6 protein-coding genes are annotated in these 13,829 nt (G+C 68.0%); 4 read left to right on the top strand and 2 right to left on the bottom strand.

Going from position 1 to position 13,829, the window contains the following annotated elements:
* Positions 1-20: 20 nt before the first annotated feature.
* Complete coding sequence (locus tag G5C50_RS25255) at positions 21-566, bottom strand: ECF-type sigma factor (protein WP_165073753.1); 546 nt, start codon at positions 564-566, stop codon at positions 21-23.
* Positions 567-768: 202 nt separating this feature from the next.
* On the opposite strand from G5C50_RS25255, the gene G5C50_RS25260 reads away from it, so the two are divergent.
* The 4 genes from G5C50_RS25260 (at position 769) to G5C50_RS25275 (ending at position 10,500) form a co-directional block, all read left to right on the top strand.
* On the top strand, positions 769-2,484 hold the full coding sequence (locus G5C50_RS25260; RefSeq protein WP_165073754.1) for an LGFP repeat-containing protein: 1,716 nt from the start codon (positions 769-771) through the stop codon (positions 2,482-2,484).
* A 361-nt stretch (positions 2,485-2,845) separates the two neighbouring features.
* Positions 2,846-5,404 carry a C2 family cysteine protease gene (locus G5C50_RS25265; RefSeq protein ID WP_165073755.1) on the top strand — a complete coding sequence of 853 codons (2,559 nt, stop codon included), beginning with the start codon at positions 2,846-2,848 and terminating at the stop codon, positions 5,402-5,404.
* 352 nt (positions 5,405-5,756) lie between these two features.
* Complete coding sequence (locus G5C50_RS25270; RefSeq protein ID WP_165073756.1) at positions 5,757-8,879, top strand: serine/threonine-protein kinase; 3,123 nt, start codon at positions 5,757-5,759, stop codon at positions 8,877-8,879.
* Between the two features lie 298 nt (positions 8,880-9,177).
* Positions 9,178-10,500: a cation:proton antiporter gene (locus G5C50_RS25275; RefSeq protein ID WP_165073757.1), complete on the top strand. Its 1,323-nt coding sequence runs from the start codon at positions 9,178-9,180 to the stop codon at positions 10,498-10,500.
* Positions 10,501-10,612: 112 nt separating this feature from the next.
* Here G5C50_RS25275 and secD read toward each other — a convergent pair whose 3' ends face one another.
* Positions 10,613-13,663: a protein translocase subunit SecD gene (gene secD / locus G5C50_RS25280; RefSeq protein WP_165073758.1), complete on the bottom strand. Its 3,051-nt coding sequence runs from the start codon at positions 13,661-13,663 to the stop codon at positions 10,613-10,615.
* Positions 13,664-13,829: the final 166 nt, after the last annotated feature.

The following is a 13,829-nucleotide window of genomic DNA, read 5'->3' on the forward strand; positions in this document are numbered from 1 at the left end:
ACGTGATCGTGAAAGGGGCTTCATTCGACCTGGCCGATGGCGGTGCGGAGCCAGGCGCGGGCGTAGGCCCAGAGGCGGTCGGCCGAGCGGGGGGCCATGCCCAGGGCGGCGGCGGCGTCGGGGATGGAGAGGCCGGCGAAGTAGCGGAGCTTGACCAGCTCGGCGGCCTGGGGGTCGGCCTCGGCGAGTTTGCCCAGGGCCTCGTCGACGGCCAGCAATTCGGCGTCGGTGCGGTCGTCGGGGGCGGCCAGGGCGTCCTCGGGGAGGTCGATCCGCGCTGCGCCCCCGCCGCGCTTGAGGGCGTGCCGACGCCGCGCCCGGTCGACGAGGATGTGCCGCATGGCCTCGGCCGCGGCGGCGAAGAAGTGGTCGCGGCCGTTCCAGCGGGGTGAATCCTCGCGCCCCACCAGCCGGACGTAGGCCTCGTGCACCAGCGAGGTCGCGTCCAGCGTCTGCCCGGCCGCCCTCCCCGCCATCCGCGCCGCGGCCAGCCGGCGCAGCTCTGCGTAGACGACCGGGAAGAGGTCGGCCGCCTTCTGTCGCTCGCCTTCGGCATGGTCGGTCATCGGCGTCGCTCCCCCCTGCCCGTCTCGCCGTGTCGCTCCCATCCTAACCCAGCAGATACGCTAAGCCTCCTCCTTCCTGTGACATTCGCAGACCTTCGAAAATGTTCTGGGGATTTCCTGGCGCGATCCGCGCCCGGGTCGCGTGGGTGATTTCGACAGGCCGATGGACGCCTCGAAAAACCAACGCCAGGGAGATCTCGCCATGTTTCGCCGCCCCTCGACGCTCGGCCGCCGCAGCGCTCCTCGTCGCCGCAACGCCTTCGTCCCGACGGCCGTTGGGGCGGCCGCCCTGGAGGTCCGCCAGGTGATGTCCACCGCCTCGCTCGTCTCCGGGGTGCTGACCGTCACGGGGACCAACAACGCGGACTCGATCAGCGTCGTGGAGAGCGGCTCGACCATCACGGCCGACGGCAAGAAGTTCACGACGTCGCAGGTCAAGTCGATCGTCGTCAACGGTCTCAACGGCAAGGATACGATCGTTGTGAAGTCCACCAAGCCGACGACGCTCAACGGCGGCGACGGGGACGACGCCCTGACGGCCACGTCGGGCCTGGACGTCCTCAACGGCGGCTCTGGGAACAATACCTATCCCAACACGGCGGCCCTGGACACGGTCGTCGATCCGGTGCTCACCGCTGGCAAGAAGATGGCCAAGGCCGTCATGGACAAATACCAGGCCCTCGGAGGCTCGGCCGCGCTGGGGACGCCGAAGGGCGACCAGTACGCGACCGGGACGGGGTCCTGGACGTTCTTCCCGAACGGCGTGACCATCGCCTACTCGACGACCACCGGCGTCCACGTCGTCTCGGGAGCGATCGGCGCCCGGTATCAGGACCTTGCCGGCCCCGGCGGCATGCTGGGCTTCCCCACCTCGGAAGAACTGCAAAACGGGCCGGCGCGGGTGAGCCACTTCCAGAAGGGTTCCATCTACTGGACCTACGACACCGGGACGCACCTGCTGTATGGGGCGATCCGCGACCGCTACGCGGCCCTCGGCGGGGCGACCAGCTTTCTCGGCCTGCCGCAGTACGATCAGGTCACCCAGAGCAACGGGGGGATCTCCGCCGCGTTCAACGGCGGCACGCTCCTGGCCCGTCCGGGGGGCGGGGCGTTCGTGATCTACGGCGCAATTCGGGACAAGTATTACGCCGTCGGGGCTTATGACGGCCCGTTGGGCTTCCCGACCTCGGACGAGATGTCGGTCGGCCCCACCCGGATGAACAGCTTCGAGCACGGATCGATCTACTGGACGGCGGCGACCGGCGCCCACATGGTGAATGGATCCGTCTTGACCCGCTACCTCGCCCTCGGCGGCCCATCCGGGGCCCTCGGAGCGCCGACCACGGACGTCTACAACTACGCCGGCAAGGGATCCGAGGAGGACTTCCAGGGAGGACGGCTCGGCGCCGTGCCGGGCGGGTCGGCCTTCTGGGTCTACGGGGCGATCCTCGACAAGTATCGGTCCCTTGGCGGCATAACCGGCCGGCTGGGCGCACCGATCGCGGACGAGAAGTCCGACGGCCCCGCGCGGGTGAGCCATTTCGCCGGCGGCTCGATCTATTGGACCTCCTCCTACGGAGCGCACATGATGTACGGGTCGATCCGCGACAAGTACCTGGCTCTCGGCGGGGCGGCTGGATGGCTTGGGGCGCCGACGCAGGACCAGCGCACCTACAGCACGGGCGAGGTCCTCACCTTCTCGGGCGGCACGCTCATCGCCCCGCTGTACGGCGGCCCCGCCTACGTGGTCTATGGCGCGATCCGCGACAAGTACAACTCCATGAGCGGCATCAACAGCCCCCTCGGTTTGCCGACGTCCGACGAGTACCAGGGGTCGAACGGCTACCGGGTCTCCAACTTCCAGCACGGCCGGATCTACTGGCGGAGCGACACCGGGGCGTTCGTCGTCTACTCCTGAGCCTCCACCGTCAGCATCGTCTTCGCGAAAGACCTCGGCCCCGGCCGGGGTCTTTCGCATTCGAAATTCCAGTTCGACGAGCATGAGAGCGACGAACGCTTGGATTGCATACGGCGGAGGAGAAAGGGGACTGGCTCCCGGCGCGAGCGCCTTGTCCCTTGGGAGTCAAGGGGGACAGGCACCTCCGCTGCGCTGCGGAGCCAGTCCCCGTTGACTCCTCCGCTCCGTGTGCAACCCGATCGTTCGTCGCTCTAGGACAAATCGCGGAATCGCTGGCGTGATCCGCTTCTCCTCCGCGTGGATGAGGTCGGCAGACCGAGTGCCTCGCCCCCTCCAACACCCCGCACCGGAGACACCCGCCATGTCCGGACGCCCCGCCCCCATCGCCCGCCTCTTCGGCCGCCGCAGCGCTCCCCGCCGCCGCAACGCCTTCGTCCCGACCCCGCTCGGGCCCGTCGCGCTGGAGACCCGCCAGTTGATGTCGACGGCCACGCTCTCGCAGGGGATTCTCACCGTCACCGGCACCAACAACGCGGACGTGATCACCGTCGCCGACAGCGGCGCGAACATCGTCGTCGACGGCAAGTCGATCGCGAAGTCCTCGGTTTCGACGATCGTCGTCAACGGGCTGGGAGGCAAGGACACGATCGTCGTCGCGTCGACCAAGGCGGCCACGCTCAACGGCGGCGACGGCGACGACACCCTCGTCGCCGGCTCGGGCCGAGACGTCCTCAACGGCGGCGCTGGGAACAACGTCTACACGGGCACGATCGACGCCGACCTGATCGTCGACCCCAAGCTGACCGCCGGCGTGAAGATGATCAAGGCGATCATGGACAAGTACCAGGCGCTCGGCGGCTCGGCCGGCTCGATGGGCCAGCCCACCGGCAGCCAGATGAGCGGCGGCGACGGCTCGTGGATCGACTTCAAGGGGGGGCGGATCGCCTACTCGCCGTCGACCGGGGCGCACTCGGTGGTCGGGGCGATCCTTGACAAGTACAACTCGCTCGGCGGGCCGGCCGGCGCTCTGGGCTTCCCCGTGACCGACGAGGCCAACTGGGTCACGTCCGCCTGGCGGGTCAGCCAGTTCAAGAACGGCGGCATCTTCTGGAACAACGGCACCGGCGCGCTGGCGTTCTCCGGGACGATCTGGCAGAGGTATCGCAACATGGGCGGGCCGGTCGGCGGCCTGGGCCTGCCGCACGACGCCCAGCAGTCGATGCCGACGTATGACTACTGCGAGTTCGAAGGCGGGACGATCCTCGCCGCCAAGGGGGGCCCGGCGTACATCGTCAAGGGCGCCATCCTGGACAAGTACTATTCCCTCCAGGGCTGGTTCGGCAAGCTGGGCCTCCCCACCTCCGACGAGCTGACGGTCGGCTCGGCGAAGGTCAGCCACTTCCAGAACGGCTCGATCTACTGGACGGGCGACCTCGGCGCGAAGGTGCTGTACGGGGCGTTCCGCGACAAGTACCAGGCCCTGGGCGGCCCGGCCGGGTTCCTCGGCATGCCGATGCAGGACCAGCAGACGGCCGACCCCCGATTGGCCGGCGGCGACTGGTGCAACCTCCAGGGGGGGACGCTCGTGCTGGCCCCCAACGGCCAGGTCTACGAGGTCCACGGCGCGATCCTCGACAAGTATTACTCGCTCGGCGGCGGCTACGGCCTGCTGGGCGTGCCCCTCTCCGACGAGTACCAGAGCTCCGACGGCTGGCGGGTCTCCAACTTCCAGTACGGCACGATCATGTGGCGCGGCGACAAGGGGGGCGCCCACCTGCTCTTCAACCGCAACGACGTCGTCGCCGCCCTGAAGCGCTCCGAGCGCGACGGAGTCCTCGACGCCGGCGAGTTCAGCTACTTCAAGACGATCGCCAACGACGCCAACGTCTACATCCCCGACTGGGTCCGTTACCTGACCCAGAAGGTCATCAACGGCGACAAGGCGAATTACTACTCGCAGGGCCAGTACGTGAACAACCTCTATGCGGGGGCTCCGGCGAGGTCCGTGGACCTGCTGGAGAAGGAGTGGTTCGAGGGCGCCGACCGTCCGCTCACGAACTTCGTCCGGACCAACAGCGACGGGACCTGGACCACCGTCAACGGCGGCGCGTATTCGGCGGTCGCCGGGCCGCTGTTCGGCGCCAACGGGCCCGTCTACACCGACGTTTATCAGGGGAACCTCGGCGACTGCTACTTGCTGGCCTCGCTGGCGGAGACGGCCTACCGCGACCCGACGTCGATCCAAAACATGTTCATCGACAATGGCGACGGGACGTTCACCGTCCGGTTCTTTCAGAACAGCTCGCCGAGGTATGTGACGGTGGATCGCCAGCTTCCCAGCGGCGGCGGCGCGTTCGCCCAGACGACGGCCGGGCCGATCTGGGTCGCCCTGGCGGAGAAGGCGTACGCCCAGTTGAATGAGTCGGGATGGCTGGCGACGTCGGCCCTCGGGTTGAACAGCTACGGCGCGATCGAGAGCGGCAAGGCCTCGTACGCGCTGGCCGTCGTCACCGGTCGATCGACGGCCGCCGACACGACGGACATCGACTCGGCCTGGGCCGCGGGCAAGTCCGTGATCCTGGACACGGCCGCCACCAAGCTCTCGTACCTGGTCCCTAACCACTCGTACGCGGTGGTCGGCTACAACGCGACGACGAAGCTCTACACCCTGTTCAACCCCTGGGGCGTCAACGGCGGGACCATGCCGGACGGAACCCATCGTCAGGGGGTGATCTATGAACTCGCCTCCTCCATCAAGAGCGACTTCTCGAACTCGGTTCTGACCAAGTCCGCCGCCACGGGCGGAACCGCGACCGAGGCCGTCCGCGAGCTGGCCGCCATCACCCCCGCCGTTCAGCCCCGGTTCGTCCGCGGCGCGGGCTGGACGTCGCGGATGTGGTCGACGCCGCTGAGCGCCTGAGGCTTCAAACGCGAATCGCGCGAATGAGAGTAGACCCTGGCGGCCTTCCCCCCTCGCGGGGGAGAGTCCGTTAGGGTCGCTGCTCCTGAAAAAGTATCGGGTCGTCAGCCCGCCAGGATAGGGAAGCCGCGCAGCGGCGGGTGAGGGTCAGCGGATTTTGGAGGACACGTCGGTCATGACTCGCTCAATCCGAAGCGCGACGACCCTCATCCGGCCTTCGGCCACCTTCTCCCGGGGGGAGAAGGGACATCTCATATCGGCCTCGTTGAATGTCGATCGCACGCCCTGGCCTCGTCCGTTCCGTCCGCATACACTCGCTCCATATTCAATTCCCTTCACATCGGCGGTCCCCATGAACGAACGATCCGTCTTCCTGGCGGCGCTGGAGATCGAGGACCCCGAGGCTCGCCGGGCCTTTCTGGACGAGGCCTGCCGCGACGACGCGTCGCTCCGCGCCCGGATCGACGAGTTGCTGGCGGCGCTCCACGAGACCAGGGGGTTCATGAATCGGCCGGCGGCGGAGGCGTCGTCGTTCGATCCTCCCACCGAATTGCACGGCGCGTTCCCCGTCCCGCCGGAGCCGCCAGCCGGCGCGACGGGTCAACTGCTGGCGGGGCGGTACCTCGTCGGTCCCGAGATCGGTCGGGGCGGGATGGGGACCGTCTACCGGGCCGAGCAGGTCGCTCCGGTGAAGCGTCCCGTGGCCGTCAAGCTGGTCAACCCGGGCATGGACTCGCGATCCGTCCTGCTGCGGTTCGAGGCCGAACGCCAGGCCCTGGCCGTGATGGACCACCCCAACATCGCCAAGGTCCTCGACGCCGGCGCCGCCGCCGACGGCCGGCCGTTCTTCGTCATGGAGCTGGTCAAGGGCGCGCCGCTGACCGAGTACTGCGACTCGAAGCGGCTGCCGGTGGCCGATCGCCTGGAGCTGTTCCGCAAGGTCTGCTCGGCCGTGCAGCACGCCCATCAAAAGGGGGTGATCCACCGCGATTTGAAGCCGTCGAACGTGCTGGTGGAGGAACGCGACGGCGCGGCGTCGCCCAAGGTGATCGACTTCGGGCTGGCGAAGGCGGTGGGGGGCGCGGCGTTGACGGAGCAGACGCTCGACTCGTCGCCGGGTTCGGTGGCGGGGACGCCCTTGTACATGGCGCCCGAGCAGGCGGGGGCCGAGGCCCGCGACGTGGACACTCGCGCCGACGTTTACGCGTTGGGGGCGATGCTCTACGAGCTGCTGACGGGGACGCCGCCGATCGGCCGCGACACGCTGCGTCGCGCCGCCTGGCACGAGGTGCTGCGGGCCATCCGCGAGGACGAACCGCCGCCGCCCTCCAGCCGGATCGGCTCGGCGGCCGACCTCCCCTCGGTGGCGGCGAACCGCGACGCCGAGCCCGTGCGGCTGGGCCGGTTCGTGCGTGGGGATCTGGACTGGGTGGTGATGAAGGCGTTGGAGAAGGATCGGTCGCGGCGGTACGACTCGGCCGCGGCGTTCGGCGCCGACCTGGAGCGGTTCCTCAACCACGAGCCGGTGTCGGCGGGGCCGCCGACGCTGCGCTATCGGCTTGGCAAGTTCGCGGCGCGGAACCGGGCGGCGGTCACGGCGGCCTCGTTGATCTTCCTGTCGCTGGCCGCCGGGACCGTGGCCGCGACGCTCGGCATGATGGAGGCCCGCCGCCAACGCGACGCCGCCGACAAGGCGCTCCACCAGGCGGAGACGAACCTGGACTACGCCCGGAAAGGGAACGCGATCCTTGGCTCCGTCTTCGAGGGGCTCAACCCGGAGCGCATCACCGATCGGCCCTTGCAGGACGTCCTGAAGGAGAACCTGGCGACAGCCGCGCGCGACCTGGACGCGGCGGGGCTGGGCGACCCCTCGGCCGTGGCCGAGATGCAGCAAACGCTCGGCGTTTCGCTGATGGGCCTGGGCGACTACGACGCGGCGACCGCCCTGCTGGAGAAGGCCGCCGCCGACCTTGCCGAGAAGCTCGGCCCCGACGATCGCAAGACGCTCGTGTGTCGCACCGCTCTGGGCGAGATCCATCGCACGGCCGGCCGGCTCGACAAGGCCGTGCCGCTTCTGGATGCGACGCTCGCGACGATGAAGGCGAAGCTCGGCCCCGACGACCCCGACACTCTCACCTGCATGAACAACCTCGCGCTGGCGTACCGGGACGCCGGACGGTTCGCCGAGGCCGTCGCGTTGTGGGAGCCGGCGCTCGCCGCGAGGAAGGCGAAGCTCGGACCCGACGATCCGGCGACCCTTCTCGCCATGAACAGCCTGGCGAACGGCTACATGGACCTCGGCCGCTTCGCCGAGGCGACGTCGCTCTGGGAGCAGGCCCTGGCGGGCCGCAAGGCGAAGCTCGGCCCCGACCACCCCCACACTCTCAACACGATGGACAACCTGGCCGGCGCCTACGCGGCCGTCGGGCGGCGGGACGAGGCGTTGAAGCTCTGGGAGGAGACGCTTCGGCTGACCAAGGCCCGCCTCGGCAACGACCATCCCGACTCGCTCGTCGCCATGAACAACCTGGCCGGCACCTTGCGCGACGCCAACCGGCCCCTTGAAGCCGTGCCGATCCACGAGGAGGCGCTGCGGCTGATGCGCCTCAAGTTCGGCCCCGACCACCCCACCACCTTGCAGGCCATGAACAACCTGGCCGGCGATTACTGGATGGCCCTCCAGTTCGACAAGGCGGAGCCGATCTTCGAGGAGGTGCTGGCCCTACGCAAGGCGAAGCTCGGCCCCGACCATCCCGACGTCCCCGGCGCCATGAACAACCTGGCCACCGTCTACCGCGACGGCGGCAAGATCGATAAGGCGATCCCGCTGTACCAGCAGGTGATCCCTCTGCTGGAGAAGGCTCGCGGGCGGGATCATCCCTACACCCAGAGCGCCATCGGCAATCTGGGCATGGCCTACCTCTACACCAAGCGGTCCGCCGAGGCCGTCCCGCTGCTGGAAGAGACTCACGCCGCCAGTCGATCCAACCCGACGCTCGCCTGGGCCGGCCCGTTCCTGCTCGACGCCTACGCCTCCACGGGCAAGAACGACGAGGCCGCCAAGCTGATCCCGGAGATCCTCGCCGAGGCCCGTCGCGCCAACCCCAAGGACAGCCCGACGCTCTCCTCGCGGATCGCCGAGTGCAGTCTGATGCTCCTGCGGATCGGGAAGTTCGCTGAGGCCGAGCCCCTGCTCCGCGAGAATCTCGACATCCGTCGCCGCACCCAGCCCGACTCCTGGAGCACCTTCAACACCATGTCCCAACTCGGCGGCGCGCTGCTGGGTCAAAAGAAGTACGACGAGGCCGAGCCCCTGCTGGTGCAAGGCTACGAGGGCCTCCAGCAGCGCCGGGAGGCCATCCCTCCCCAGGCTGCCGAGCGCATCCCCGAGGCCCTGAACCGTCTGATCGAACTCTACAACGCCACCAACCGTCCCGACGAGGCCGCCAAACGGCAGGCCGAGCGCAAGCCCTGATCCGGCGAATCCTGGAGTCAGCCCCGACAGGACATTGAGATTCGACGGATTGGTCCTCGCTCCGGGATCGGGCTGAAGGTCTATTTCCGCCGGGCCGACAAAAGGTTGGAATTGACGATGAGGTTCATCGCGCGCGCCCTTCTCGACGTGATGAACCGCAAGATCCCCGCCGCGACGAACGAGGCGGGGGTCGGCGTCTCCTCGGCGACCTTCACGGTCGTCGGCTTCCAACCGCTCCGGATCGAACGCGCCCCTCTGGGCCGATCGCGCCGGGCCGAGACCTCGATGCGGAGATTCCATGAGGACCTTCGACCTGATCGCGATTCTGATCGTCGTGGCCGCCCTCTTCAGCTACATCAACTTCAAGGTGCTGAAGCTCCCTTCCGCCATCGGGCTGATGACGCTGACGCTGGCGTTCTCCGTGACGGTGTTCATCGTCGGCCACGCCTCGCCGGCGGCCGGGGCCTGGATCGACGGCCTGATGAGTCGGGTCGACCTGAACGAGGCGCTCTTGCACGGGATGCTGGGGTTTCTCCTTTTCGCCGGCGCGTTGCACGTCGACCTGGGGGACCTCGCCCGGAACCGTTGGCCGATCGCGGCCCTGTCGACGTTCGGGGTCCTGATCTCGACGGCGGTCGTCGGCGTGCTGACCTGGGGATTGCTGGTCTTGATCGGCCTGCCGATCCGGTTCATTGACTGCCTGCTGTTCGGCGCCTTGATCTCTCCCACCGACCCGATCGCCGTGCTCGGACTGCTCAAGCGAGTCGGCGTTCCGAAGACGCTGGAGGTCCAGATCGCCGGCGAGTCCCTGTTCAACGACGGCGTGGGGGTCGTCGTCTTCACCGGCTTGCTGGGGATCGCCGCGGGGATCCACGCTCCCGACGACGTCGGCCACGTCGCCTCTCTGTTCGCCCAGGAGACGCTCGGCGGCGCTCTGTTCGGGCTGATCGCCGGCTTCCTCGTCTTCCTGATGCTGCGGTCGGTCGACGACTACAAGGTGGAGGTCCTCCTCTCGCTGGGGCTGGTCGCCGGCGGCTACGCGCTGGCGGACGCCTGGCATCTCTCCGCGCCCATCGCCATGGTCGTGGCCGGGCTGATGATCGGGAACCACGGGCGGACCTTCGCCATGTCGGAGACCACGAACGAGCGCCTCGACATGTTCTGGGAGTTGATCGACGAGGCTCTCAACGCGGTGCTCTTCGTGCTGATCGGGCTGGAGGTCCTCCTCCTGAGCTTCACGCCGAAGACCCTCGTCGCGGGGCTGCTGGTCGTCCCGATCGTTCTCGCGGCCCGGGCGGTCTCGGTCGCCCTGCCGGTTCGGGTGCTCCGCCGACGGGTTCGGTTCGAGCCCTCCACAGTGCGGATTCTGACCTGGGGCGGCCTGCGGGGGGGCATCTCGGTGGCGCTGGCGCTGTCGATCCCGGGCGGCGCTTCGCCGTATGCGGTCCCCGGCCGTGACGTGATCCTGGTGATCACGTACGTCGTGGTGATCTTCTCCATCCTCGTGCAGGGGCTGACCGTCGGTCCGTTGACCCAACGGTGGCTCTCCGAGACGGGCGAGCCCGCCTCCCTGATCACCATCGACGACGACGGCGCCGTCCCGGCGCAGGAATTGGGCTGAGGCTCACGCAAAGCCCCAAGCAGCGGTCGGGGCGCCAAAGCAAAAAGGGCCCTCCCCGGTGATGGGGAGGGCCCTTGGATGCGATCGACGGTCTCGTTGCTTCGGCCTCAGCTCAGCTCAGGCGGGAGGCGACGGCCGACTTGTCGCCGGGCTTGGAAGCGGCGCTGGGGGACGCTTCCTCGTGGCCGATCCAGTCGATGAGGATCGGCGTGGCGATGTAGACCGTGCTGTATGTGCCGCTGAGGAAGCCGACGACCAGGGCGAAGGCGAAGCCGTGCAGGCCCTCGCCGCCCAGGACGTAGAGGACCAGCACGACGAGCCAGGCCGTCAGCGACGTCAGGATCGTGCGGCTGAGGGTCTGGTTGATGGCGTCGTTGACCAGCTTGGGGGTCAGGTGGGGGGTCTTCCCCTTGATCTCCCGGATGCGGTCGAAGATGACGATCGTGTCGTTGACCGAGAAGCCGATGAGCGTCAGGAACGCCGCGACGATCGGCAGGTCGATCTTGAACTGGTCGATCATGAGCAGCGAGTTGAAGCCCGGGATCAAGGCCAGCCAGTAGCTGACGGCGATGGCGCCCAGGGTGATCAGCACGTCGTGGACAACGGCGAGCACCGCGGCCAGGCCGTAGGTGAACGAGTGGAACCGCCACCAGAGGTAGGCGACGATGATCACCCAGCTCGCCACGGTGGCGATGAGGGCCAGCGTCCGGGTTTCCGAGGCGACCGTGCTGCCGAAGTTGGCGATCCGCTCGAAGAGCATGTCGCGGTTGTTCGCCAGCGAGTCCTTCAGCGAGGCGAGCAGCGTCTTGGCGGCGTCGGGCTCCAGGTCGGTACGGAGCAGCAGCTTGGTGCCGCCGACGGCCGCCTTGTCGGCCGAACCGAGGGGGACGATCTCGAACCGCGAGGTCGGGTTGGCGATCTTGGCGGCGTCGAGCACGCGGGCGAACTCTGCCGCGACGACCTCCGCCGGCTTCTGAGTGCTGTTGAACGACGTGGTGTTGAACGACAGCTCGTACTCGCGGCCTCCGGCGAACCGGGCGGCCAGCGAGGGCGTGGTCGATTTGGCGTCGGCCGGGGCGCCCGCGATCGCCTTCTCGGCGCCGACGGTCATGTCGATCTTGGCGAGCGACGGGCCGAACGCCTCGATGATCTTGTTCTTCACCTGGACGGGGTCCTGATCGGTCGTCCGGATGTTGAACCGGGCGGCCTTCTCAGCCCCCTCGTGGCTGACGCGGAGGCTCTCGATCGTCACGTCGGGGAGCACGCCGGCCTTCTCGCGGACGAACTCGGTCCGCTGGCTGTCCGACAGGCTCTTGACCGTGGCGTCGGCCTCGTTCAGCCGGATGGTGACCAGGGTGCCGCCGGTGAAGTCGATGTTGTACATCGTCCGGCCGCGGGCGAAGAACGCCGCCAGGCCCAGCAGGATCAGGATCATCGACACGGCCATGCAGTAGTACCGGGGGCCGACGAAGTCGATGTTCGTCTTGTCCCAGAGCTTGCGGAAGTGCAACTCCTTGAGCCAGCCCTGCGAGTAGGCGGCCTCAAAGATGAACCGCGACATGAAGACGGCCGTGAACAGGTTCCAGAGCATGCCCAGGATCATCGTGAGGGCGAAGCCCTTGACCTCCTCGGTCCCCACGGCGTAGAGCACGATCGCGGCCAGCAGGTTGGTGACGTGCGAGTCGAAGATCGTCACCCAGGCTCGGTTGAAGCCGTTGCGGATCTGCTGCGACAGGCTGGCGCCCTTCTCCTTCTCTTCCCGCATGCGCTCGAAGACGAGCACGTTGGCGTCGACGGCCATGCCGATCGTCAGCGCCAGCCCGGCGAGGCCCGGCAGCGAGAACGTGGCCTGGATGAAGGCCATCGAGCCGATCAGCAGGATCATGTTGGCGATCAGCGCGATGACGGCGACCACGCCGGCGAAGCGGTAATACCAGATCATGAAGATGGGCACGATCAGCATCGAGACCCAGATGGCCCGCCAGCCCTTGGCGATCGAGTCTTCGCCGAGCGTCGGCCCGACGTTCTCTTCCTGGAGGGGAGTCGGGTTGAGGCTCGCCGGCAGGCTGCCGGCCTGGAGGATGTTGATGAGGTGATCGACTTCCTTGGCCTTGAAGCCCTGGCCGCCCCCTTCGATGATCCCCGAGTCGCGGATCTCCGAGTTGATCGACGGCGCGGACATCACCAGGTTGTCGAGCAGAATCGCAAGCTGGTACCGGAAGGCGTCGCCTTCTTCGGGGAGGTGCTCGCGGGTCAACTGGCCGAACTTGCGGGCGCCGGTCCGGTTGAACTGGAAGCCGACGGCCGGCTGGAGCCGCTCGTCCTGCGCCGCGTAGGCGCGGGAGAGGAACTTGCCGGTGACGTCCTGGCGGTCCTCGACGCAGAGGATGTAGATCTCGGTCCGGCCTTCAGACACCTTCTCCTCGCGGATGATCGGGTCCGAGGGCATGGGGCGGGTCGGGTCGCCGCCGCGGATCTGGCTGGGGTTGTACGCCACCTCGTAAGAGGCGATCGACGCCAGGTTGTGGGGCTCGGTCAGGGTGAGGGTGTCGGCCGAGTTCCGCTCGATGGGGATCGCCAGCCGCTTCTCGGCCCCGGTCGAATCCTTGCCGGAGACGACCACTTCCACACCGGCGTAGAGGTCGCGCTTCCAGTTCTGCTTGGCGTCGGTGATGGACTTCTCGGTGAACTGGGGGTTGGTCCCGCTGGAGACCTCGCCCAGCCGGGCCCACTTGTACCGGGCGGGGGGCTTGGCCAGGCCGCCGGGGCCCAGGGCGCGGGAGGTCGCCTCGGAGTCGTGCTTGCGGTTGGCGAGGATCCGGAACTCGAGCGAGCCGACGTCCGTCAGCATGCTCTTGACCTCTTCAACCTCCTCCGGGCTGGCCTTGGGGAGGATGATCTCGATCCGGTTGCCGCCGACGCTGCGGATCGGCGTCTCCTTGACGCCCTGGGGATCCGCCCGCTGTTTCAGGGCCGCAATCAGCTCCTGCATGTTGAAGTTCTTGGCCGAGGCGCTCTCCTTGGCGACCTCGTACACCAGGATCGTCCCCCCGGAGAGGTCGATGCCCAGCTTGAGCTTCTTCTCCGGCGGATACAATGCGATCAACCCCAGGAGGGTCGATCCCACGATCAAGGCGCTCTTCCAGTTCAACAACTTGTTCATCGGCGTTCCTCAAGCCCCGCAGGCGGCGGCCGACCGCGGTCCATGGTCGGCGAAAACGAGTGTCGGATCGTGGTTAATTCAAACTGGGAAGTCTGTCTTTCGGGCCGTGAAGCTGATCCTGGTCCCCTCTCCCGCCGGGAGAGGGTGGCCCGGAGGGCCGGGTGAG

This window comes from Paludisphaera rhizosphaerae, assembly GCF_011065895.1.
In the GTDB taxonomy this organism is placed as follows: Bacteria; Planctomycetota; Planctomycetia; order Isosphaerales; family Isosphaeraceae; genus Paludisphaera; species Paludisphaera rhizosphaerae.

What these genes read in the sequence shown, in the direction of transcription:
- G5C50_RS25255 (WP_165073753.1), bottom strand. Translation starts at nt 566, where the DNA reads ATGACCGACCATGCCGAAGGCGAGCGACAGAAGGCGGCCGACCTCTTC.
- G5C50_RS25260 (WP_165073754.1), top strand. Translation starts at nt 769, where the DNA reads ATGTTTCGCCGCCCCTCGACGCTCGGCCGCCGCAGCGCTCCTCGTCGC.
- G5C50_RS25265 (WP_165073755.1), top strand. Translation starts at nt 2,846, where the DNA reads ATGTCCGGACGCCCCGCCCCCATCGCCCGCCTCTTCGGCCGCCGCAGC.
- G5C50_RS25270 (WP_165073756.1), top strand. Translation starts at nt 5,757, where the DNA reads ATGAACGAACGATCCGTCTTCCTGGCGGCGCTGGAGATCGAGGACCCC.
- G5C50_RS25275 (WP_165073757.1), top strand. Translation starts at nt 9,178, where the DNA reads ATGAGGACCTTCGACCTGATCGCGATTCTGATCGTCGTGGCCGCCCTC.
- secD (WP_165073758.1), bottom strand. Translation starts at nt 13,663, where the DNA reads ATGAACAAGTTGTTGAACTGGAAGAGCGCCTTGATCGTGGGATCGACC.